At 54.8% G+C, this 21,956-nt stretch carries 24 protein-coding genes, 1 tRNA gene, 1 pseudogene and 1 riboswitch; of the genes and pseudogenes, 9 read left to right on the top strand and 17 right to left on the bottom strand.

Annotation, left to right across the window (positions count from 1 at the left end; all coding sequences use genetic code 11):
• The first annotated feature begins 1 nt into the window (after window position 1).
• Together GN112_RS17420 and GN112_RS17415 are read left to right on the top strand one after the other, a co-directional pair.
• Window positions 2-886: a metal ABC transporter permease gene (locus tag GN112_RS17420; protein ID WP_155311382.1), complete on the top strand. Its 885-nt coding sequence runs from the start codon at window positions 2-4 to the stop codon at window positions 884-886.
• Window positions 879-1,307 (top strand): Fur family transcriptional regulator, encoded by a 429-nt coding sequence (locus GN112_RS17415; RefSeq protein ID WP_155311381.1) that lies wholly within the window; start codon window positions 879-881, stop codon window positions 1,305-1,307. Before GN112_RS17420 ends, GN112_RS17415 begins: the two co-directional genes overlap by 8 nt.
• Window positions 1,308-1,330: 23 nt before the next feature.
• Here GN112_RS17415 and GN112_RS17410 read toward each other — a convergent pair whose 3' ends face one another.
• The 8 genes from GN112_RS17410 to thiW all read right to left on the bottom strand — a co-directional run bounded on the left by GN112_RS17410 (window position 1,331) and on the right by thiW (window position 10,424).
• Window positions 1,331-2,548: an MFS transporter gene (locus tag GN112_RS17410; protein WP_155311380.1), complete on the bottom strand. Its 1,218-nt coding sequence runs from the start codon at window positions 2,546-2,548 to the stop codon at window positions 1,331-1,333.
• A 116-nt stretch (window positions 2,549-2,664) separates the two neighbouring features.
• Window positions 2,665-2,904: a ubiquitin family protein gene (locus GN112_RS17405; protein WP_155311379.1), complete on the bottom strand. Its 240-nt coding sequence runs from the start codon at window positions 2,902-2,904 to the stop codon at window positions 2,665-2,667.
• 31 nt (window positions 2,905-2,935) lie between these two features.
• The gene (locus tag GN112_RS17400; protein ID WP_155311378.1) at window positions 2,936-4,654 is read right to left on the bottom strand and encodes an aldehyde ferredoxin oxidoreductase family protein; all 1,719 of its coding nucleotides are present in this window, start codon (window positions 4,652-4,654) and stop codon (window positions 2,936-2,938) included.
• A 43-nt stretch (window positions 4,655-4,697) separates the two neighbouring features.
• Window positions 4,698-5,954: a hypothetical protein gene (locus tag GN112_RS34435; protein WP_231716904.1), complete on the bottom strand. Its 1,257-nt coding sequence runs from the start codon at window positions 5,952-5,954 to the stop codon at window positions 4,698-4,700.
• Window positions 5,955-6,329: 375 nt separating this feature from the next.
• A complete protein-coding gene (locus GN112_RS17390; RefSeq protein WP_155311377.1) occupies window positions 6,330-7,475 on the bottom strand; it encodes a cysteine desulfurase family protein in 1,146 nt (381 codons plus the stop codon).
• A 139-nt stretch (window positions 7,476-7,614) separates the two neighbouring features.
• A complete protein-coding gene (locus GN112_RS17385; RefSeq protein ID WP_155311376.1) occupies window positions 7,615-8,274 on the bottom strand; it encodes an energy-coupling factor transporter transmembrane component T family protein in 660 nt (219 codons plus the stop codon).
• Complete coding sequence (locus GN112_RS17380; RefSeq protein ID WP_155311375.1) at window positions 8,267-9,898, bottom strand: ABC transporter ATP-binding protein; 1,632 nt, start codon at window positions 9,896-9,898, stop codon at window positions 8,267-8,269. The genes GN112_RS17385 and GN112_RS17380 overlap by 8 nt, the downstream gene beginning before the upstream one ends.
• Before the next feature lie 4 nt (window positions 9,899-9,902).
• On the bottom strand, window positions 9,903-10,424 hold the full coding sequence (thiW, locus tag GN112_RS17375) for an energy coupling factor transporter S component ThiW (protein ID WP_155311374.1): 522 nt from the start codon (window positions 10,422-10,424) through the stop codon (window positions 9,903-9,905).
• Window positions 10,425-10,592: 168 nt separating this feature from the next.
• Window positions 10,593-10,696: riboswitch (TPP riboswitch) on the bottom strand.
• 251 nt (window positions 10,697-10,947) lie between these two features.
• Between thiW and GN112_RS17370 the strand changes: the two genes are divergently transcribed.
• Window positions 10,948-13,026, top strand: coding sequence for an EAL domain-containing protein (locus tag GN112_RS17370; RefSeq protein ID WP_155311373.1), 2,079 nt, complete (start codon window positions 10,948-10,950; stop codon window positions 13,024-13,026).
• A gap of 18 nt (window positions 13,027-13,044) precedes the next feature.
• Here GN112_RS17370 and GN112_RS33860 read toward each other — a convergent pair whose 3' ends face one another.
• From GN112_RS33860 to GN112_RS17350, 5 genes and pseudogenes are all read right to left on the bottom strand, one after another.
• A complete protein-coding gene (locus GN112_RS33860; RefSeq protein ID WP_176603543.1) occupies window positions 13,045-13,725 on the bottom strand; it encodes an SHOCT domain-containing protein in 681 nt (226 codons plus the stop codon).
• An 83-nt stretch (window positions 13,726-13,808) separates the two neighbouring features.
• Window positions 13,809-14,168 carry a periplasmic heavy metal sensor gene (locus GN112_RS34430; protein ID WP_331457566.1) on the bottom strand — a complete coding sequence of 120 codons (360 nt, stop codon included), beginning with the start codon at window positions 14,166-14,168 and terminating at the stop codon, window positions 13,809-13,811.
• Between the two features lie 75 nt (window positions 14,169-14,243).
• Window positions 14,244-14,609: pseudogene (locus GN112_RS34425) on the bottom strand (sigma-54 factor interaction domain-containing protein); the annotation flags it as partial.
• Window positions 14,610-14,683: 74 nt separating this feature from the next.
• Window positions 14,684-15,151 carry a PAS domain S-box protein gene (locus GN112_RS17355; RefSeq protein WP_155311372.1) on the bottom strand — a complete coding sequence of 156 codons (468 nt, stop codon included), beginning with the start codon at window positions 15,149-15,151 and terminating at the stop codon, window positions 14,684-14,686.
• On the bottom strand, window positions 15,130-15,642 hold the full coding sequence (locus GN112_RS17350) for a hypothetical protein (RefSeq protein ID WP_155311371.1): 513 nt from the start codon (window positions 15,640-15,642) through the stop codon (window positions 15,130-15,132). Before GN112_RS17350 ends, GN112_RS17355 begins: the two co-directional genes overlap by 22 nt.
• A gap of 216 nt (window positions 15,643-15,858) precedes the next feature.
• Between GN112_RS17350 and GN112_RS17345 the strand changes: the two genes are divergently transcribed.
• The 3 genes from GN112_RS17345 to GN112_RS17335 all read left to right on the top strand — a co-directional run bounded on the left by GN112_RS17345 (window position 15,859) and on the right by GN112_RS17335 (window position 16,860).
• The gene (locus GN112_RS17345; protein WP_155311370.1) at window positions 15,859-16,143 is read left to right on the top strand and encodes a hypothetical protein; all 285 of its coding nucleotides are present in this window, start codon (window positions 15,859-15,861) and stop codon (window positions 16,141-16,143) included.
• A gap of 172 nt (window positions 16,144-16,315) precedes the next feature.
• Window positions 16,316-16,585 carry a CopG family ribbon-helix-helix protein gene (locus tag GN112_RS17340; protein WP_155311369.1) on the top strand — a complete coding sequence of 90 codons (270 nt, stop codon included), beginning with the start codon at window positions 16,316-16,318 and terminating at the stop codon, window positions 16,583-16,585.
• A complete protein-coding gene (locus GN112_RS17335; RefSeq protein ID WP_155311368.1) occupies window positions 16,585-16,860 on the top strand; it encodes a type II toxin-antitoxin system RelE/ParE family toxin in 276 nt (91 codons plus the stop codon). The genes GN112_RS17340 and GN112_RS17335 overlap by 1 nt, the downstream gene beginning before the upstream one ends.
• Before the next feature lie 307 nt (window positions 16,861-17,167).
• Here GN112_RS17335 and GN112_RS17330 read toward each other — a convergent pair.
• The 4 genes from GN112_RS17330 to GN112_RS17315 all read right to left on the bottom strand — a co-directional run bounded on the left by GN112_RS17330 (window position 17,168) and on the right by GN112_RS17315 (window position 18,753).
• A tRNA-Glu gene (locus GN112_RS17330) sits at window positions 17,168-17,243 on the bottom strand.
• A 65-nt stretch (window positions 17,244-17,308) separates the two neighbouring features.
• Window positions 17,309-17,527, bottom strand: coding sequence for a PLD nuclease N-terminal domain-containing protein (locus GN112_RS17325; RefSeq protein ID WP_155311367.1), 219 nt, complete (start codon window positions 17,525-17,527; stop codon window positions 17,309-17,311).
• A gap of 6 nt (window positions 17,528-17,533) precedes the next feature.
• Window positions 17,534-18,427 carry a lytic murein transglycosylase gene (locus GN112_RS17320; protein WP_155311366.1) on the bottom strand — a complete coding sequence of 298 codons (894 nt, stop codon included), beginning with the start codon at window positions 18,425-18,427 and terminating at the stop codon, window positions 17,534-17,536.
• Between the two features lie 5 nt (window positions 18,428-18,432).
• Window positions 18,433-18,753, bottom strand: coding sequence for a hypothetical protein (locus tag GN112_RS17315; protein ID WP_155311365.1), 321 nt, complete (start codon window positions 18,751-18,753; stop codon window positions 18,433-18,435).
• A gap of 338 nt (window positions 18,754-19,091) precedes the next feature.
• On the opposite strand from GN112_RS17315, the gene radA reads away from it, so the two are divergent.
• From radA to GN112_RS17300, 3 genes are all read left to right on the top strand, one after another.
• The gene (gene radA / locus GN112_RS17310) at window positions 19,092-20,456 is read left to right on the top strand and encodes a DNA repair protein RadA (protein WP_155311364.1); all 1,365 of its coding nucleotides are present in this window, start codon (window positions 19,092-19,094) and stop codon (window positions 20,454-20,456) included.
• Window positions 20,457-20,558: 102 nt separating this feature from the next.
• A complete protein-coding gene (locus GN112_RS17305; RefSeq protein ID WP_155311363.1) occupies window positions 20,559-21,164 on the top strand; it encodes an RlmE family RNA methyltransferase in 606 nt (201 codons plus the stop codon).
• A gap of 47 nt (window positions 21,165-21,211) precedes the next feature.
• On the top strand, window positions 21,212-21,955 hold the full coding sequence (locus GN112_RS17300; RefSeq protein WP_155311362.1) for a YebC/PmpR family DNA-binding transcriptional regulator: 744 nt from the start codon (window positions 21,212-21,214) through the stop codon (window positions 21,953-21,955).
• The last annotated feature ends 1 nt before the right edge of the window (window position 21,956 follow it).

Genomic DNA, 21,956 nt, shown 5'->3' with positions numbered 1-21,956 from the left:
CATGATCGATGCCCTGCAGTTTGAATTCATGCGCAACGCCCTGACCGCCGGCCTGCTGGCCAGCATCATCTGCGGCATCATGGGATCCCTGGTGGTGGTCAACCGCATCGTCTTTCTCTCGGGAGGCATCGCCCATGCCGCATATGGCGGGATCGGGCTGGCATTCTACATGGGCTGGCCCTATCTGGTGGGAACCCTTGGTTTCTCGCTTACCGCGGCCATGATCATGGCCACCGTCACCCTGAAGGCCAAACACCGCAGCGACACCATTATCGGGGTACTCTGGGCCGTGGGCATGGCCATCGGTATCATCCTGATCGACCTAAAGCCCGGCTACAACGTGGATCTGATGAGCTACCTGTTCGGCAGTATTCTCACCGTCCCCGACAACGACCTGTGGATCATGGTGGCCATGGGTATCGGCATCGTGGTCCTGGTGGCCATTTACTACCACGATCTTCTGGCCCTCTCCTATGACGAGGAGTTTGCCCGGATCCGTGGCGTACCGGTCACCCTGCTTTACTTCATGCTTATCGCCATGCTGACCGTCACCGTAGTAATGGTGATTCAGGTGGTGGGCTTGATTCTGGTCATCGCTCTTTTGACCATTCCGCCGTTCATCATGGAGAAATATGCCCGTTCCCTGCTGACAATGATGGTCGGATCGAGCTTGCTGGGGGTGGCCTTCACCATCAGCGGGTTGTGGATTTCCTACGCCTTCGACCTGACTTCCGGGGCATCGATCATTCTGGTGGCCGGTCTTTTCTTTTTTCTCAACATGCTGGTTCAGCGAATCTTTTCCATCCGGAAAAAAAAGGCGGCCAATCCGGACCTGGCTTGCGGGTGCGATTCAATTTTCGACCCCCAGAGGCGACAAAATGTGTAACCAATGCGACTACAAGGCGCTCCTGGATGGCGCGGGGCTGGAAGCCACGGACAACCGACTGGGCGTCCTGGAAGTGATCGGCAACAACAGCTATCCGCTTTCCGCCGGCAATATCTACACTACCCTGGAACGCCGTGGCAGCATCAACCGGGTAACTGTTTACCGCATCCTCGATCTGCTCGTGGCCCATGGCATCATAGACCGGATCAGCACCGGCGGCCGGGCGTTTTACTACGGCATGGCCCCCAGCCCGAACCATCCGCCACATCCTCATTTTTACTGCACGCGTTGCGGACAGATGGACTGTCTGACCCCGGAAAGCCTCAAGGTAGACACCGATACATTCCAGAAGACCTTTCCCGGCCGCATCGACAAAATTGAGGTCCGCATCGACGGCATCTGCAAAAACTGCATGAAGTAGATGAAACCTGTTATCCCTAAATGTCATGGGGATATTTTCTGATTGTCTCGCGATCTCTCCAACATGCTCCACGCAAAAAAGCAGACAAGAAAGAGATTGAATGCACCGGCAAGCAGAAACCCAGCGCCAAAGCCCATGGCCTCGATCAGAGGCCCCAATCCGATGGAACCGGCCATTTGACCGAAATAGATAAAGCTGTTGTAGCCGCCCATGGCCAGGCCCAGAAGACGAGATTCCGTGGTTTCAGCGATAAGCGCACCAAGGGAGGTGAAAGCGATGGCCAGGCTTACCCCCAAGCTGGAAGCGGCCAAGAGAAAATGGACGAAGGTTACCGCCGGTGCGAATATGGCAATGGATAAGGATGCCAGCACCACACCGGCGAGCGCCTGGTAGTTGCGTCGTCCGATGCGGTCGCTGATGGTGCCGAAGGGAATCCTTGACAACGCATTGGTTAACGACTGGACGAGGTAGACGATACCGATCTGGCCCACGTCGAGTCCCCTGTCGTGTGCCAGAAGTGGCAAGAAGCTGAAAAAGGAGCCGGCGATGATGTTGGCCCCGAAGGCCGCCAGCCAACAGCCAATGAGCCGACGGTTGGTGAGTATCGGCCTCCAATTAAGCGGTTGCCTCGGATTTCCGATGGTGTGATCGGAAACTGTTTTCCGCGCGGGCAAAAACCAAAGGACCGCCCAGATCGTTACGGCTACGAATGTTGCAGCGATCAGAAACACTGGTTTGAACCCTAGCCACTCCCCCAAAGCACCGCCGACCGCGGGTCCCATGCCCATTCCGCAAAATAAAGCGGTGGTATACCAGCCGTAAGCCCGGCCGATATGGGTCAACGGCGATATCTTCGACACCCAGGACATCATGGTGGGGCTGAACGCCGCCATGCCGACGCCCAGAAGCAGATAGATACCGGCAAGAGAAAAAAACGATCGACTGAAACAGAGTAGCAGCATACCGATGAAGAGAACCACAGTGCCGCAAACAGCCATGCGCTTGCGGCCCAAACGATCGGAGAGGATTCCAGAGGGCAGTGACAACAGGCCGGCCATGAGGAAAAAGGCGGCATTGATCATCCCGATTTGAGAGGTGCTGACACCGAAGCCACGGGCATACAGCGGAACCACCGGCAGCCGCATGGAAACGGCAAAGTAGCAGCCAAAGGTAATCAGACAGCAGAGGGTCAATAGGGCGGTAAAAGAGTGACGCTTGGCCGGGATGGGATCTTTTGGCATAACGCCTTTCTTTGTCTATAGACAGTGTTTAAAATAATGTTTTTGGCAAGGCCTTAAGGAAGAAAGTCGTATTGTAATACTGCGACGACCGATAACGCATCCCAAAAACACTATATTCATCCGCCAGCGATGGGATGGTACATACAGACGTAATTGCCCTCAAAAAGCGTATCGAAGGCTTTGGCCAAGTTCCCGTCGACCGTGATAATTCCAATTTTTCCCGGTGGGATGGACAGGTGGGCGATAAGATCGCTCACCTTCGATCCATCTGGAAGTGCCACCCGTTTACCGGTTCGCCGGTCATGATCGGGGATATCGTTTCCTAGCGTACCGTACAATCTGACTCGTATTTTCATCGGTGTTTATTGAAATCAAATATTCGACCCTTTAAAAATCAAAGGTCTGGTCCATCTCCTCGTCGCTGATGATCACAACCTTGTTGTGAGGTGGCAGCGGCTCCGCATAGAACATTTTGGGTAGTCTGTCGTCCTTGTTGGTGAAGCCGGCATTACGATTGAATTCTCTCTCCGCTTTCAGGATTCGTAAACCCAAAGCGGTCCAGTCTTCTTCCCTGAAGGGTTTGCCTGATTTGGCAGCTACCATGTTACAAACATTGTCGATTCCTGCTGAAAATCCGGATTGTGCAAAATCGCAGATACCCACCGTATCAACCGCTGCCATGTTGATTTGACTTTTTCTGGAATTTTCGACCTGCCCTTCGGCTGAAAACGGGTCCAGCGTTCCCCCCCAAGCTTCAATGTTATCGGCAACAACCCATCCAGCCGTGTGATCGCCCCCCATGGGCGTCGTTGAATAGGTAACTGCCATACCTTGAAGGGCCCGGGGATCATAGGCGGCAATACTCTGGTTTTTTACCACAGGCACCCGGTCGTTCTTGAAATACCCGCCAACCGCCCCCGGACCGCTGCCGATAAGTTTTCCGATTGCCGATCCCTTGGCGACTTCCTCGATCATCTCAATGGCGGCTTGTGCGTCACCAAAGGATTTGTACCCGGAATCCATTGCAACCGCTATGGCCACACCCGTACTGATGGTGTCCAGACCAATATCGTCACATAGAAAATCCATCTTGGCGATTGCATCGAGATCGCTATTGCCAATCATGGCACCCATGGACCAGATGGTCTCATATTCCAGTGATGAGGTGATATACGTTCCAGCTTCATCCACATACTCATTAGAGCATCGAATGATGCACTGGGCACATCCCTTATGGGCATTTTTTCCACCTCTGCGCTTGATCACCTCTGCCATGGTTTCACCGGTAATTTTTTCAACTTCATCAAATTGGCCTTTTCTGGCATTGCAAGTCGGAAGAGCACCCACCGCATTAATCGGCGCCACTAGCATCGCTGATCCAATCTCCGCCAACACTTCCGTACCGTCATCATCTCTGATGGCCTTGGCATAGTTTTGTGCTGCCGTTTTAAACCCATTTGGATCCGTAAGCGGATCTGCCAACTTGCCTCCTTTGGCAACAACAACGGCCTTTACCCCCTTTGAACCCATGACAGCACCCAAACCGCCTCGTCCTGCCGCTCTACAGGGACGACCGTCTGCGTCTGTGGTCTGAATCGAAGCTGCCGTCAGCATTTGATCTCCAGCCGGCCCGATACAAGTAATACTGCTTGTTTGGGGGAATTTTCCTTTTAACGTTTCTACAAGTTCATAGGTCCTTTTCCCCTTGAATTTTTTGCCATCCATAAGCTCAGCATTTCCAGCGCCATCAATTTTAAGGAGATAGTAATCGGTATTTGCCGGCTTTCCCTCGATCACGATCGCTGTTATTCCCAAATGGGCCAAATCGGATGCCACGGTGCCGCCCACATTGCTCTCTTTTATCCCGCCGGTCAGGGGACTTTTTGCTCCTATCGACAATCGGCTTGAATTGACCAGAACGGTTCCGCTGAGATAACCGGGTGCAATGATCAATTTGTTCTCAGGCCCTAAAGGATCACAAGTAGGAACAATTTCTTTACTGATAATCGTTGACGTAAGGCCACGCCCCCCAAGCATTTGGTACTCGGATGGAACATCTTCATAATGAATGGATTGATCCGTCATGTTGATCCGTATTATTTTCATTGGTCCCCTTTCTTTAAGGTTGCCGGAAATAAATAATTCCTGATTATATCGGATTTTGGGGAGGTCTCCGGTACCCACCCAAAGAAGCCGAAACGTACAAGTTTTGCAACCAGTTGTTGTGATATCTGAATTGGTTTAGCTGTTCCGCCGGACTTTTAAATCCATTGTGCAACTTAACCGTTCGAGGATTGTATGGTGAAAAATTATTGATGAGCGTCCATCCTCGAATACTCAACTGCGCTGCATCCATCGATCCATGAAAATATTGGGTACTGTACAGGTGGCGATCCATTCTTTGCATCAACCGGTCAACCATGTTACTGGTTCGGTGTGCTTTAGGATGATCGTAGGCAACACGATAGGCGGCAATGTTTTTCCGTAACTTCGTTATGGGATCTATGATAACGGATGGCACAGCATTCTTTTCGCACCATTCGTACAACCTTCTTATTCTTTGGGAAAACGATGCCTTACTTTCAGCGCGATAACACTCCCATAGCTTTGATGCGGCGTTTTCAAAAATATCTCGGTATTTCTTTTTGGCACGGTCACGAATTTTGATAAACACATGAAGAAAACAGCAAATGATAACTACTGCCGGGAAGAGGAATTGCCACGCATTTCGGGTGGCTTTCCAGCCGTCCATATTCACGGTTTCCGGTGAATATTCCGGCTTTATACACTGGGCCTCTTGTTTGTACACTTGATACGCATCTGTTAACGCTTGTTCTCCGGCGTCTTTGGCAACGGCTGCACCGAGAATACAGCCATCACCAACTGTCGTGGCCACATACGTTTTTTCACCTAAAATTCGAGTATGCTTTTCATCAGCGGCAAGATGTTCGGGAACATCTTGAGGATTTCGGACAGTTGTTCCGACAATGCTGTTTCGCCCGATAGATTGTTCGATTCGATACCAATACATGGGATCTTTTCCGAAAACACGACTTATGGCCCAAAATGGTATGTCGAACTTTCTAAAAAACATTGCATCTTCGATTTCGTCAACAAATCCAACGAGGTATGGCAGTACAAATGAAGGACGAATGGTGTAAGCAACACCGGATATTTTAATTCGACGGATCCATATGGATTGTTTTTTTGAGTAATAAAGATCCTTCATCCGATATCCATTTTCGATTTCAGCCGGGAATAATTCCGGAAACAGTTCGATCCTTTTGTTTACGGAAGTTCTGAAATCAACCGGGTTGAGTATGTTGCATTCATAATTGCCTTGAGAAAAGGGCAAACATATGATTCTGTTGTTTCGGTTAGCGGATCTTGTATCTGCTATTCCCATATAGTTAGAGACCTCCTTTGGCGGGATGTGTCTCTAACTATATAAAATTATTAGTAAAAAGTCTAGACTCAAATCTTCAATAATATCAACATGTTGTGTTTTTGTCGGGGGATAGGCCACTGTATGTTCGGCTTATTGGAATCAAACTCCCCAAAATCCGTTATAATCAGAATAATTCCCCAAGATCGCGCCGGATTTGGGGTCGTCTACAAGGCGCCGCCACCCGTGCATATCAGGGAATATGTGCGGGTGGCGGCAACACGGTAGACGGGCACAAAGACAAGCAGATGGAGGAATTATTTATTTCCGGCAATCCAACATCGTCCCATATGGAAATTGATTGGGAAATGTTTTCAGTTGTTATTTTATTCTGTTTCAATTGTCCTGTCGTAATCGCGCCACCGCCCGGACGACCTCATCGATCGTCTGGTCGATCTCGGCCTCGGTGGTCATTCTGCCGGTGGAAAACCGCAAGGTGCCCTTGGCCCATTCCACGGGCACCCGCATGGCCTCCAGGACGTGGGAAAGCTGAACCGTGTCCGAATGGCAGGCCGCGCCGGCGGAGGCGGCCACCGCCAGGCCGATCTCTTCGAGAATGCGGTTGGCCTCCAGGCCCTTGAAGGAAACGCTCAGGGTGTTGGGCAGTCGCTGTTCCGGATGACCGTTGACGCGGATGTCGGCCAGTTTCTCGCGCAGGCCCCGGTAGAGGCGATCGCGCATGGCCGCCAGGTGGGCGCTGGCATGCACCAGGTTGCGATCGGCCATTTCACAGGCTTTGCCCAGGCCAACGATTTCGAGCACGTTTTCGGTTCCCGCCCGCCAGCCCATCTCCTGGCCGGCACCGTGGCAGAACGTTTCGGGCTTCACGCCGTCGCGCACGTACAGCGCCCCGATCCCTTTGGGCGCGTAGATTTTATGGCCGGCCACCGAGAGCAGATCGACGTTCAGTGATTGAACATCCGTTTCGATCTTGCCCACGCTCTGGGCCGCGTCCGTATGCATGACGATGCCGTTCTCCCGTGCCAGACGCGCGATCGCGGCAATGGGCTGAATCGTCCCGACTTCGTTGTTGGCGTGCATTATCGAGATGAGGATCGTATCCGGCCGGAGCGCCGCTTTGATGGCGTCCACACTCACCATGCCGGTCTCGTCCACATCCACGTAAGTGGTCGTAAAGCCTTCCGCTTCCAGGTAACGGCAGACCTCCAGGACCGCCGGATGCTCCACGGTGGTGGTGATCAGGTGCCGGCCCCTTTTTTTTAAAACGCGGGCCATCCCCTTGATGGCATGGTTGTTGGACTCGGTGCCGCCGGAAGTGAAGAAGATTTCCTTTGGCGAGCATCCCAACAGGCCGGCCACCTGCCGGCGGGCATTCTCCACCGCGCGCTTGGGCCGAATGCCGTACCAGTGAGAACTGGACGGGTTACCGAATTCGGTTTCCAGAAACGGCCGCATGGCGGCAATGACTTCCGGGTCATGGGGTGTGGTGCCATTATAGTCCAGATAGATCGGGGTAACCATGCGCGGCCTCCAAGGCATTGGATCGTAACAGGTAATAGGGGATATGACATTTTATTTAAAACACGAATTGCAGTAGCACGGGAAAGGCCGTAGGACAAGCCCCGGAGTCAGATTGCCCTGTCAGATTGACGCCCCGGGTTCAATGGGCCAGAAATGTGAAGGCCAGGATCACAGCGCCCCAGCCTCCCAATATGGCCAGCCAGTCGCGCAGGCGCAGGCGGTAGGATTTTCGAAAGGTCCGGCCGGAGCGGCCGAATCCGCGGGCCTCCATGGCCTCGGCCAAATTGTCGGCCATTTGAAAACACTGGACCAGCAACGGAATCAGTAGCGCCGGGTAATTGCGCAATGCCCGCCAGCCCGGTTTCAGGACGATCCCCCGGGCCTGCTGGGTTTCGATTACGGCTCGGGCTTTGCGGGCCACCACCGGCACGAACTGCATGGCGGCGGTCATGACGAAGGCGGCGGCAAACGGCAGGCCTGAATGAACCAGGCTGTTGCCCAGATCTTCCGGATCCGTGGTCGCGAAAAAGACGAAAAAAACCGTGGTCATGGCCAAAAGGCCCATGGCGGCGGCCAACCCCGTGAACCGGTCTGCCGACCATGCGGTCACCGCACCAAAAAAAAGGGCCATGGGAACCAGCATGAGCAGCCAGCGCAGATAGGTTCTCAGTTGCCCCAGGACAACGATGGCGACGACCAGCCCGCCCCAGGCGAGGCCCAGGTGTGCCGGTTGACGCATCCCGGCGACCAGGGTGCCGTATGCCAGGGCCAGCAGCAGTTTGGTCCGCGGATCAAGCATCCGGCCCCATCCGCATCAGTTGAAAACGCTCGCTGGGTACCAGACCGGCCCGGTCCATGAGGTCGGCATCCGCCATGATCCGGTCCGGGGTGTCGTCGGCCAGCAGGCATCCGCCTGCCATCAGCAGCCAGCGCCCGGCCGTGCGCTCGGCAAAGGTCAGGTCGTGGGTGACAATGATGACGGCCTGTCCCTCGGTCTCCATCCGGGCCAGGAGATCCCGCAGATCCCGGCGGAAGATGAAATCCTGTCCGGCGGTGGGTTCGTCCAGGGCCAGAATGGCCGGCTTCGATGCCAGGGCCGCGGCAAAGGCAACGCGTTTCTTCTCCCCGCCGCTGAGGCGAAACGGCGTCTGGGCTTGCAGGGGCTGCAAGTGAAAGGTCGCCGCCAGTGCCTCGATCCAGCGGTTGTCCAGGACGCCAAGGGCTTGAGGTCCGATACGGATCTCCTCCGCGACCGTCGGCTTGAAAAACTGGTTGTCCGGATTCTGAAACGCCAGCCCGATCTCCCGGGCCAACTCGGCCACCGGTGTGCGTCGCGTATCGCGGCCATGGATCCGGACCATCCCCCCGGTCGGTCGCTGCAACCCCAACAGATGCCTCAGCAGCGTGGTCTTGCCGGCTCCGTTGGCGCCGACGATGGCGATGCATTCGCCGGGATGAAGGGCAAACGCGATATCCCGCAATAGGGTGCGGCCACCTGAGTGGTGGGAGAGGCCGTCAACTTCGATCACGGGTGGAGCATCCCGGTCAATGGCCACCCGCGGCGGTCGGGGTTCCAGACGGCCAATCCGTTGGGAATCGGACGGCAGCCCGCCCGGCGCCGCGATGGTTCTACGGGCGGGGGAACCGTTCATGGCGGCAACCCGCATGGCCAGGGGCGGCTCCAGCCCCCAAGCCTCCGGTGGATTGGACAAGACCGCCGACGGGATGCCGTCGGCGACCAGCCGTCCACGGTGGAGCACCACCACCCGGGTAGCGTCGGGGACGGTCCGGGAGAGGCGATGCTCGCACAGCACGATGCCCACACCGCCGGCATGCAGCCCTTTGAGAACGTTTCTCACCCGCCCGACATTGGCCGGGTCCAGGTTGGCGAACGGTTCGTCAAGCACGAGAACCTTCGGCCGCAACGCCACCAGGGCCGTGATCAGCACCAGCGCCTTTTCACCGCCGGAAAGTTTTTGTGGATCACAATGGCGCAGTTTGCCGATCCCGGTCTGGCCCAGGACGGTGTCGATCCTGGCTGCGATGGTCTCACGGGGCAGGCCCAAGCTCTCCAGGCCGAAAGCGATTTCCTGTTCCACCGATCGGCAGAAAAGCTGCCCGTCCGGATTCTGGAAGGCCATGGCCACCTGATCAAAAAGATCGGCGATGGCGGTCTGGCCGACCGGCTTTCCGGTCACTCGGACGTCACCGTCCAGCACCCCGCCGTGAAAATGAGGGATGAGCCCGTTGAAGGTCCGGCAGAGGGTCGACTTCCCGGACCCGCTGCGTCCCGTTATGAGCAGATAGTCGTTCCGAAAAATGTCCAGGTTGACACCGTTCAATACCGGCTGGGAATCTTCCCGGCGGTAACGGTAAACCAGATTCCGGATAGCGATAACGGGCGCTTCAGAGGCGGAACTCATCGGGTTAGAAATCGATGCTGCCGGTCCGCTTGAGCAGGCGCAGGGCCAGCACGCCCAGAAGCGCGCCGATAACGGTGCTGCAGACGAAGGATGGCACCAGGGCCAAGAGCGGGATCGCTTTTCCCATGAGCACCGGAGCGACGAAAAGCGCGCTGACCACCGGCGCGATCAGACCGGTACCGATGACTTCACCGGCGGCCGCCGCCCAGGTCCGGCGCATGAGCCGGTAAGCGATGCCGGCCAGACAGGCGCCGATCATCCCTCCGGGAAAGGCCAGCAGGGTACCGAGCCCCATGGCGTTGCGCAGGATCCCGATCACCATGGCCGTCAGGACGGCCCACCACGGCCCCAACAGCACGGCGGCCATCACATTAATCAGGTGTTGCGTGGGATTGACTTTGGCGATGCCGATGGGAAAAGCGGTGTAGGGGGCCAGGGCCACGCCAATGGCCACCAGTACGACGGCATAAGCGGTTTTGCGGCTTCTTTGGGACGCATTCACGGGAGACAGGCTGTTGGTTGTCATGGGTCCTCCACAATGTTTTCGGGTTTTGCTGGCGAGGGGTCCGACACCGATCGCAGCGCTTGAAACCAATCATCCGATGGGGAGGAGGAGCACCGCTTTGTGTGGATTATCTTTGCGAGCGGTTTGATGAACCGGCGTGGAAAAAAGAACCACCGTGGCAATAAATCCTGAGAGGCGCTTCCGAATTCCCTACGTCAGTGTGAACTGCTTCAGGTTCAATGGGTCTGCTCTCAGTTCTGCCGGCTGTCGGCAGAACACCCCAATCGGAATGGCGCCTACTATTAGCAAGGGCATCCCGGAATGGCAAGCCTTTTGTCCGGTCATCAACAGGGCATTGTTTCCTGAATACGTTGTGATTGAATATGTCATGCTTTAGGATTGCCTATTGGGTACCGATTGTAGACAGTTGTTGGATTTTTAATTTCAGAGGGGCTCATGAAGGTCGATGAAAAGGATCGCCTTTGCGTTATTTTCATGCAGCCGCTGCATGGCAAGACCGGTCTTTTGCATAGGAGACTTTTAAATGGATAGCAACATTCATTATCAGCCGATCTGGGTCCGAGGCGCTTATGGTCCTGATGCCTCCTCAGTTTTATCCCATCTCGGGCCAGTGGAGAATCTCATCCACCAGTCTGTCGAAAAATTCTACGACTTCCTTATGGAGATACCTGACGCAAAAGCGGTATTAGATAACCTGACGCCCAAAGAGTTTGAGCATTTGCGTCTCGCTCAAAGCGAATACATGGGTTCTGTTTTACACCCGGAACTCAGCCCGGAAAGCCATAAAGTTATGGCCGGCAGGGCCGGGAGGCGCCATTTCTGCTCCGGCGTATCTACGGATGTGCTTACGGAAGCCTCTGTTATGTATCTGGATATCGCAGTGGTCATAGCCGACGGCGATCCGAATGCAGAAAAACTCAAGGATATAATAACACGCCGCTTTCAATACGATCTCATCAATCAAATCGAGATGTATACCCAGGTTCAGCAAAATCGCTTGTCTGTTCATCAAAAAATCGTACAACAACGACAGACGGCAAATACGCTGGATTTCATTCAGGACACCCTTGAAATCCTGATAAAATCATTAAATGAGGATATAATGGGCGTTGCTGTGGGCAGTGTAAAAAATGGCAACTACCGCCACTTGTTGGCCAAGGGCCAGGTACCCTATGACGCAACGGATTTAACCCTGCCGGATTATCCAACCGTCACTGTGCCTGACATTCAACAGGCATGGTTCCGCGAACAGCCAATTATCGTCAACAAATTAGATCAATACCCGCATTGGCGAACCGAATGCAAAAGCATGGGGATTCGTTCGCTTGGACAGTTTTTGATGCATGACCTTCAAGGTGCCCCGATAGCACTTCTCATGGTTTGTGAGAGCTTCCCCGGCTATTTTCTGAATGAGAGCACCCGCCATTATTGGCAGCAAATTGCCGATCTGATCGGAGTGAACCTCGATTTCATAGAAAAATCTCGTATCAAACGCCGGCATCGCTTGGCGGACGGATTACGCTTTCGGCGGCTGTTGGCCCAAGAAAAAGTGGAGATGCACTATCAGCCCATAGTTGATCCAAGCAGCGGCCGCACCATAAAAGCCGAAGCGTTAGGCCGATTAAGGGATGGCGATGAGATCATTTCACCAGGCAAGTTCCTTTCCGCTTTCGGTTCGAATCAGTTGCGGGATCTGTTTGATATCGGGCTTACACGGGTGATGGACGATATTTCCTCATTTTCCGACCCATCTCTGGTTTGCAGCATCAACCTTCCTCCCGAGGCTATGAACGATACCGAGTGGCTGAAGGCGCTACCGGAACAATTTGAGAGATTGGGGGCACGTCCGGACCGAATTGGCCTGGAAATTGTCGAATCGGCGCTTTCGGACGAGAAAAAGGTGCAACATGCCCTTTTCACACTAAAAGAAGCCGGCTTTTCGATTTTGTTAGACGATGTCGGGACGGGTGAATCTTCATTGTTGCGGCTTGCAACATTGCCGGTGACCGGGATTAAAATCGATCAACGCTTCGTTCGTTCGATTCGGGAAAATTTTGAATATTTGGATTTGATCCTGTCTTTATGGTCGCTTGCAACTCAACGGGGCCTCGAATGTGTTGCCGAAGGCGTTGAAAACGAGGACATCGTCGATTGCCTCGGAAGCATCGGCGGTTTTTTGCTCCAAGGCTATGCATACGCCAAACCCATGCCGGCCAAGGCCATGGCGGATTGGATCTTAACTCACGCTGATAATCAACCGCTCCATGATTTCCCACGTTCCCTATATGGGTGGTACAGTCTCCACGTTGCGAGGTGCATCAGTATAAGGAACGCCGTGCCTACCGCCTCTGATTTACTCGACATTGAACAACTCAAGGATTCCAAACGCTGTTTTATGCATACCCTTCCTCCGGGAGTCAAATCTGACGGAAATATTGAGAAGGCGCATGAGAAATGGCACAAAGACTACTTCCGTTTTGCCACGATGATACAAGCGGGAAGAAATGCTGCTGACCTTTGGGCGGAAATGGAAACATCCAAGCAAGAACTGCGTTCATTGGTTGAGCGTAAGGTCAGAACGCCTTACCTCCGTGAAAAATAAAACGACACCAGCACAGTTTCAAACATCACTGTTTACTAGTTCATAGGTGAGTTGCATATTACTTCCGGGAAAATTGATCTCAGCCTTGTTGAGTTCTTCTAAAAGTGAGGCGATTGATCGATTGTCCGCCGGCGTCGAAGCATTGTGAATCCGAACGAGCAAACGGTTGTTTTCCATATCGGGCAATAGGTCGGCATCGGTGACGAACAGCCCTTGCAACAGCCGCCTGGCATCGGCCATATCCACCGTTGGGCCGAGCAACATTGTCGCCATGGCCGTCTCCGACCGATAGGCGATCATGCGCACGGTGTCCATTAATCGCTTGCGACCTGGAAGAAGCCGATTGAACTTATCCTTGTCCTCCAGTTCCCCCCAGGTGATTTCTCCACTGGCATACCGGCGTTTCAACACCTCCAGGGCATTGGGAAGCACCGGCGGGCGTTCACTGGGAGAAGACGATCGGCCGGAGATGGCACCAGAAACGACCAGTGCAATGGCTGCGATAACGACCACCCAGAATAGAATCATGAAAATTCCCATATAGCCACCTCCATGGCCGCCACCCATCATCGTTTGGTGCGGCATATACCATCCACCATAGCCGAACGAGCGGTGCTGATCGTAGAGAAACCAGATGGCCCCGGCAATGAGAGCAACGGAGATGCCCAGGCTCATCAGTGTGCTGGTTTTTCTGTTCATCGGAAAACCTCCTCGATAGGCTGGCGTCACATTGCCCGGGGCGGTATGGGACCTGATCTCCGCCCCGGGCAACTTTTTAATCACTACCAGCAGTACCCGTTGCCATATCCCCGGGCGGCGGCGTAGGCGTCCGGCACGATCTTGCGGACCTCGATCTGATGCTCCAGGGCTTTCTGGTCAAAGTCGTTCTGCAGTTTGGAAATCTCGCTTTGCAGCGCCATCGCCTTGTCATTGTCGGGGCTCTCCTTGTTCAATTCACTGTTCAAGGCGAACTGCTTGTCGTCGATTGCCCGGCGCAGGCCACGCGTTTCGTTATAAAACCGTTCCTGGGCGGCTTCGAGTTTGTTGGCCTGTTCCTTGGGCAGATTGCCCCAATCATCGTCGTCATGCATGTACGGTCCATGCCTGTAGCCCATCATGTGGCCGCCATAGCCGGGCCCCATCATATGGCCCCTGTACCCGGAGTCCATCATGTGACCGCCCCAGTCGCCATGGTACATCCCGTACCCGTGAAGGATCGCCTCGCCGCCCACCCGCTGGATCTCTTTCTGCTGAAGCACACGCAGCAGTTTGGCCTGCATGGTGGGTGAGGTTTCGCCAATTTCATCCAGGAAGATCGTACCACGATGCGCCTGCATGAACCGGCCTTCACGCCGCTTGTCAGCTCCGGTGAAGGCGCCTTTTTCGTGGCCGAACAGCTCGCTCTCCAAAAGCGTCTCGGTCAGGGCCGCACAATTAACGATCACCAGCGGGTGATCCTTGCGGGGGCTGTTGCAGTGCAGGGACCGGGCGATCAGTTCCTTTCCCGTGCCACTCTCTCCGCTGATCAACACGGTGGCCTCGGAGGGCGCGACCATGGCGATCATCTCCATCAGCGATCGCATCATCTGCCGTTTCAACGCGGTAGCCCCAGCTGCCGATAATCGTCTTCAGCGTGACCAAGTGACCGGAATCGTCGTCAACGATCAGGATGCGGATGGGTCTGTCCTTGTTCATGGTTTTTCTCAGTCTTCATTATGTTGTTGATGCGGGTGGCGCTGATACTCAGCGGCACACTCCGGCCATTGGGGAAGGTGCATTCGTTTTCCTGTTCGGTAATGGCTTTGCTGCGGTCGAGCGCCTGTTCGAGCGCGTGCCATTGATCGGGCAGAATCGCATCGACGGTGCTGCCTGTGGCGTCGACGGCCGATAGGCCGGTGATGGTTTCGGCGGCTGAATTGAAGAAGGTGACTCGCTCTTCCTGGTCGGTGGCGATGAGACCGACCGGCAGATGCGCGACCAGTTTTTCGGCAAACGCGCTGGTGTCCAGCAGCGACCGCCGGGTCGACCGGTAACTGTACATCCAGAACAGGGAAACGAACCCACCGAACCCCGCCAGCAGCAGGATTGCCGACAGAACCATGGTCATGCGCGCGTCTTCCCGCATGGCGGCTTCAAACGGCGCAATGTCCAGTCCGGCGACGTCGGTGCCATCATCCCATGGAAATGCATCATCCCCTGCATATGGCTTGACTGGCCGCTGTTATCCGGCCACAGCGGGCGAAAATGGCGATGGACTTCAAACACCCGCCGGTTTGCATCCAGATGGACGACTTCCCAGTTCTCCTTCAGGTCCGGTCCCAGGTGGACCAGTTTTCCGCTTTTACGAAATGGCGTACCGATCTTTGCCGGATCGCTGTGGGCGACGACGATTCTCTTCGCATTCACCACTGCCATGTAGAGCACATCGGGCAGCCTGCCGGTCTCTTCGAGCAGCCGTTGGATCTCCCTCCCACCCCACATCATGGCCGTCATGCCGGTACGGGCACCGGCTTCCACGGCGCGGATCAGTGCCGCGCCCTTGGCGCTCATCAGCTCCTTCATGTAACGCCGCTCACGACTTGCATTCTGGACCGCGAAGACGATGACGACAATCATAAGAATGATGGTCGATCCGAGGATGATCCACGGCGATATTCGCCAGCAATTGTAATTTTGAAATGGCTCTTTTTGCTACCCACGCGGACGTTTTTTCCAATCAGAGTTCGATGTATTTATTTTCTTTATTATTTCAAAATGTTCTGGACATAGAAGCTTGTAATGGATATAAGAGGGTGAATACTCATTCACTTTTACCAAAAGCGAGCCAGGGCCATGCGATTGCCAGAACAAGAAGAAAACCACATCCTACTTGAAAGGAAACATGCAGAATTCACATTTGACAAAGTGATCCAATTTTTTCGCCAAACTATTTCTGCATTTCCTGACCGGCGCATCGGCACAAATACCAGCTACAGCATAGAAGATGCAGCCCTGGGAGCTTTTTCTGTTTTTTTACCCAAAGCCCATCCTTTTCAGTTTTGCGCGACATCCGTCAAGAAATGCAGAACTCGGTTCTATTCTGACGTCTCCAAATGGCTTATTTTGACATCCGGTTAGGATATGCTTCAATCTGACATTCAGCTTGACCGATTCATTGTTAATCACTATGATGAAATTTAAATCATCCTGTATCAGAAAGGATTGCGCCTAATGGAGATCTCCCGGCCACCCATAACGAGAGATCGAGAAGTTTCGGCCTGGGAAAGCATATGGAACAAGGAGGTACAACATGACACAAGCAGCAACTAAAGTGCTGACCGCACATGTGCCGCTTCAGCTGGTCGACAAGGTCGATCAGATGGCTGCACGGCTTGAACGCTCAAGAGCCTGGATCATAAAACAGGCGCTTTCCGCCTGGATAGCCCAGGAGGAGGAGCGCGACCGCCTGACCCAAGAGGCGCTGGCAGACGTGGACGCCGGCAGCGTCATCGACCACCAGGCCGTGCAGGCGTGGGCTGACAGTCTTGACTCCGACCAGCCGCTGCCGGTACCACGTTGATGGAGTTGAGGTGGACCAGCAAGGCGCTTTCCGACTTGGTGCGGTTGTATGAATTCCTGGCTCCGGTGAATAAGCCGGCCGCCGCGAGGGCGATTCAGGCACTGACCAAAGCCCCAACCATCTTGCTGACCAATCCGCGCATTGGTGAGCGACTTTTCCAGTTCGAGCCGCGCGAGGTACGGAGGATTCTGGTCAAGAACTACGAAGTCCGCTATGAGATTCAGGATTCGATTATCTACGTGCTGAGACTTTGGCATACCCGAGAGGACCGCTGAAATAGCATTACCGCCCACGACTACGATTTTATGAGCAAACTGAAAATCGCTCCAAATGACGTTTAACCCGTCAGGAGACGATGAATTTCCACCAAACTAATGCTTTGTGTTATGTCCGAAATTTACGTCCAGAGGGTTGATGGACGGATTCAATCAAATCAAACACTTGGAATGGGAGGGCTAAGAATGATGGCGTCTGGACATAAAAACACCCTCAAAACGTGAATTTTGAGGGTGTTTTTATGTCCAACATTTATGTCCAAGGAGCGGTTTCAAATATCAGAATCGCCAACCTATTGGATTTCTTTGGTGATCCCAGCGGGATTCGAACCCGCGTTACCGGCGTGAGAGGCCGGCGTCCTAAACCACTAGACGATGGGACCTTCTAAAAAAACAGAGGCATCAATATAGAAAAGATACCTTTTTGTCAAACACTATTTCCGGCAAATCAATCCGCCGGCCCTTCGGCAACGGGCCGTTTGCCTTTTTTGTAACCGATCAGAAAATAGATGATTACACCGATAAAAGGGACCATGGCCACGAGGAACCCCCACAGGGCCTTCATCTGGATCGAGCCGAAATCCTTACGGGCGATGTCCAGGATGGCGACACAGGTCAGCAGGAAAAAGACCACGCCGGTTAACACCACAACCATGCCGGTACTCATGAGGGTTCAGCCTTTCAGTTTGTCCGCGATTTCCAGGATGGTGTTCACGTAATATTTGCTGTGGTTGTAATGATAGACCACCTTGAAGGCCTCTTTTTGCGATATGCCCGGTTTCCAGCCGTAGTTTTTCAGGTAGGCAGCGATGCTGGAGATGGCGTCGGCGTGAACGAACAGATCCACCCGGCCATCGGCATCACCGTCCTGTCCGTACGGGCCGATGTTGCTGGGCATGAACTGGGAGATTCCCATGGCGCCGGCGTAGGAGCCTTTGATGACGGTCGGATCCATTTTTTCTTTTTCCGTGTAGGCGAGAAAGGCTTTCAGTTCCCGGTAGGCCCAGCCGGCCTTCTGATCGGCCTTCTTCTCGAACTCTTCGCGGGACATCCTCCGTTCGTCATCGGGCAAGTTCTCCCAGATGATCTGGCGCGGGCTCGCCTCGGCCATGGCCGACAGGGTCGACAAGGTATTGATGACGGATTTGTTGCCGGTGTAAGTGCCCAGTTTGGTCTCCACCAGAATGATGGCCGTGATCACTTCCTGGTCCACACCGTATTTTCTCTGGGCCGCGGCCAGGGCATAGTGGTGGGCATTCATGTACTTTTTGGCCGAGGCAATGGACCATGGCCGCGTGAACTGCTTGTAGTTCAGCTTGGATTCGTTGTGCATGAAATAGGCGCTGACGCCTCCTTTTTCGAAGGCGACATCAGGGCTGGCAAAAATGGAATCGATGCGGCCGCTTTCGAAGCCATCGGCAACCAGCCGCTTTTTGAGGGTTTGAAAAATCTCGGTTTCATCAGCGGCCAAGACCCCGGCAAACAGTCCGGCAATCAGAACCACCAGGATCGCGAGCCCGCGGGAAGAGAATCGTCGGTTGGCATGTAGCAGCTGATCGTCACACATCCTGATTAACCTCCTGAGCGCTTAAACGGGTTTAAGGCGATTTCTGTCAAAGAATATCCCATCTGGCTTGTCTTTTTTCCCGTCTTCTGCGTTGGTGCCAAGGCCGAATACGTAAAGTACGCAACCTTGGCGCCGCCTTGAAGACGAAAAAAATCCGGCACAATATGGGACATTCTTTTCCGCCAATCGCCTAAAGCGGCGCCCGCTCCCGTTAGAAAAACATGGAAACCGTCGTTCACATCCGGCGATGGACGGTTGTTGGACTTTTTGGGCGGATCCAAATGACATACCATATCAAAGTAGTCATAATCCAGCATTGATTCCATCACGCCAAGACACCGGGAATAAAATGGGATCCAGGCCGTTGGCAATCGCCGCCGACATATAGGCCTCCATGCCACCCCAGGGCAATCGCATGTAGCTTGATTTCTTTTTTCGCGGTCATGGACCACTCCTACAGCTTCCTGCAAATGCGTCAATTCACAGCTTTTGCTGCAGGAAATGACATAGTCTGCGACAATGGTTCCCGATATTTTGTTTACATGCGATTGCCCTGCATGGCACCCGTGGCGTGGTTGCAAAGGAGGGTTCGGACGTGATAGTCGATCATGGGCGTCGTTGTATTTAATACGGTCGATAATTGATAAAGGTGCACGTTTTCCAAATGGCACGAAAAACCGCCAAATCCCTTTTTGTCTGTCAGTTCTGCGGATATGAATCCGCCAAATGGCTGGGCCGCTGCACCGAATGCGGCGGATGGGACACCTTTGCCGAAGAGGTCCGGCGACCGCCGGCACCCGGCAACAAACGCATGACCGACAGGGGCAATCGCCCGGTTCCCATCGATGCTGTCGAAATCGTCGATGAGGAACGGCTTTTAACCGGCATCGAGGAGTTTGACCGGGTATTGGGCGGCGGCCTGGTGGCCGGCACCCTGGTTCTGATCGGCGGCGACCCGGGCATCGGCAAATCGACGCTGATGCTCCAGGCCCTGCACGGCATGGCCGCCACCGGTCGCAAGGTACTTTACGTCTCCGGTGAAGAGTCGGTTCGCCAGCTGCGCCTGCGCAGCCGCCGATTGGAGGCCCAGTCTCCTACCCTACTGGTGGTTTCGGAGATCGATATCGACGCGGTCATGGCCATGGTGGAAAGCGAACAGCCCGACGTGCTGGTGGTGGATTCGATCCAGACCATGTTCAGCCCGGAAATCACATCCGCACCGGGCAGTGTGAGCCAGGTCCGCGAATCGACCATGCGGCTGATGCTCATGGCCAAGCGCACCGGCATCCCCACGTTTCTGGTAGGCCACGTGACCAAGGAGGGAGCCATTGCCGGTCCGCGCCTCCTGGAACATATGGTGGACACGGTGCTCTACTTCGAAGGCGACCGCAACCACATTTTCCGTATCCTGCGAGCGGTGAAAAACCGATTCGGCTCGACCAACGAGATCGGCGTTTTCGAAATGAAAGAGCGCGGCCTGTGCCAGGTGGCCAACCCGTCGGCGGTGTTTCTCTCCGAACGGCCGGAAAACGCCGCCGGCTCGGTGGTCACGGCCAGTATGGAAGGTACCCGGCCGATCCTGGTGGAACTTCAGGCCTTGGCATCCAGCACCAGCTTCGGAACACCCCGGCGAACCATTCTCGGTCTGGATGCCAACCGGGTGGCCCTGTTGGTGGCGGTCATGGAGAAACAGCTGGGCATGCACCTGATGGGGCACGACATCTTCATGAATGTGGCCGGTGGGGTCAAAATCGTCGAGCCGGCCGTGGACATGGGGATTGTCTCGGCGGTGGCCTCCAGTTTCCTGGACCGCCCCATCCGCAAGGACACGCTGGTGATCGGCGAAGTCGGACTGGCCGGCGAGGTGCGTGCCGTGGGCAACCTGGAAATCCGTGTCCTGGAGGCCAAGAAAATGGGCTTTACCCGTTGCGTGGTGCCGCTGGGCAGCCTGAAACGGTTACGCCAGCCCGAAGGCCTCGATCTCGAGGGCGTGTCGACGGTGGCAGCGGCCGTGGAGCTCTTGTTCTGATGGTGTATCATCGCCTTTCGGATTGACAACACACTTATTATATTGACGATTGAGATTGCCCTGAACGGGTGGTTGGACTTGACTTGAACCGGTCGAAAAGATATGAAGCGATCATCTCAAAAGAAGCAGAACCCGTGGGCGGATCATTACACCCGCCAAGCCAAGCGGGACCACTTCGCGGCCCGTTCGGTGTACAAGCTTCAGGAGATCCAGAAAAAACACCGCATTCTCAATCGCGGGGCGAGGGTTCTGGATCTGGGTTGCGCACCGGGCTCGTGGCTGCAGTTTACCGCCAGGGTGATCGGCCCCGAAGGCCGGCTGGTGGGCATCGACCTGAGCCCCGTCACCATCGCGCTGCCCGATCATGTGACCGTGATCACCGGTGACGTGGCCGACCTGGAAGGCCACCTGGCCGGACTGGCGCTGACCCGGGTCGATGTGGTACTCAGCGACATGGCACCGGCCACCACGGGCAACCGCCATGTGGACGAGGCCCGATCGGTAGGGCTGTGCGAGGCGGCCCTGGCCATTGCCGACAACACCCTGGTCACGGGTGGGCACTTCGTCTGCAAAATCTTTCAGGGCAACGATTTCAAAACGTTTACCGATGCCGTGAAACAGCGCTTCCAGCGGCAGGCGGCATTCCGGCCGAAAAGTACGCGAAAAGCCAGCCGGGAGGTATTTGTCATCGGCCTGGGGAAAAAATAACGACGATGTGAACCGTAGCATTCGGATTCGCCAATCAGGAGGAAACTATGTCCGGACACAATAAGTGGTCTTCCATCAAACACCGTAAAGGTGCTCAGGATGCCAAACGGGGAAAGATTTTTACCAAACTGATCAAAGAGATTACCGTTGCCGCCCGTACCGGCGGCGGCGACATCGAGGCCAATCCACGGCTGCGCACCGCCGTGGCCGCGGCCAAAGCGGAAAACATGCCCAAGGACAACATTGAGCGGGCCATCAAGAAAGGTACCGGCGAACTGGAAGGCGTCAGCTACGAGGAGAGCTCCTACGAGGGGTACGGTCCCGGCGGCACCGCCATTCTCGTGGAATCCCTGACCGACAACAAAAACCGCGCCGTGGCCGAAATCCGCCACATCTTCAACAAGTATGGCGGCAACATGGGGGAAAACGGCTGCGTGGCCTGGATGTTCGACAAAAAGGGCTATTTCAACGTGGACAAGGCAGACGCAGACGAAGAAAAGCTGATGGAAGTCGCCCTTGACGCCGGTGCCGAAGACGTCCGCGAAGACGATGACTGCTTCGAAGTCATCACCGCCCCCGAAGATTTCGAGGCCGTCCAGGCGGCCCTCGACAGTGCCGGGATCACCTACAGTGACGAAGAAGTAACCATGCTTCCCCAGAACATGAGCCCGCTGTCGGGTAACGAAGCCGAACGCATGCTCAAACTGATGGATGCCATGGAAGACTGCGACGACGTCCAGAAGGTCTATACCAACGCGGATATTCCTGACGACATGGTTGACAATATGTAAT

The sequence above is a fragment of the Desulfosarcina ovata subsp. ovata genome (genome assembly GCF_009689005.1).
Lineage (GTDB): Bacteria > Desulfobacterota > Desulfobacteria > Desulfobacterales > Desulfosarcinaceae > Desulfosarcina > Desulfosarcina ovata.
Note: the sequence above shows the minus strand (reverse complement) of the source record. Positions and strands in the feature narration are given on the sequence as shown.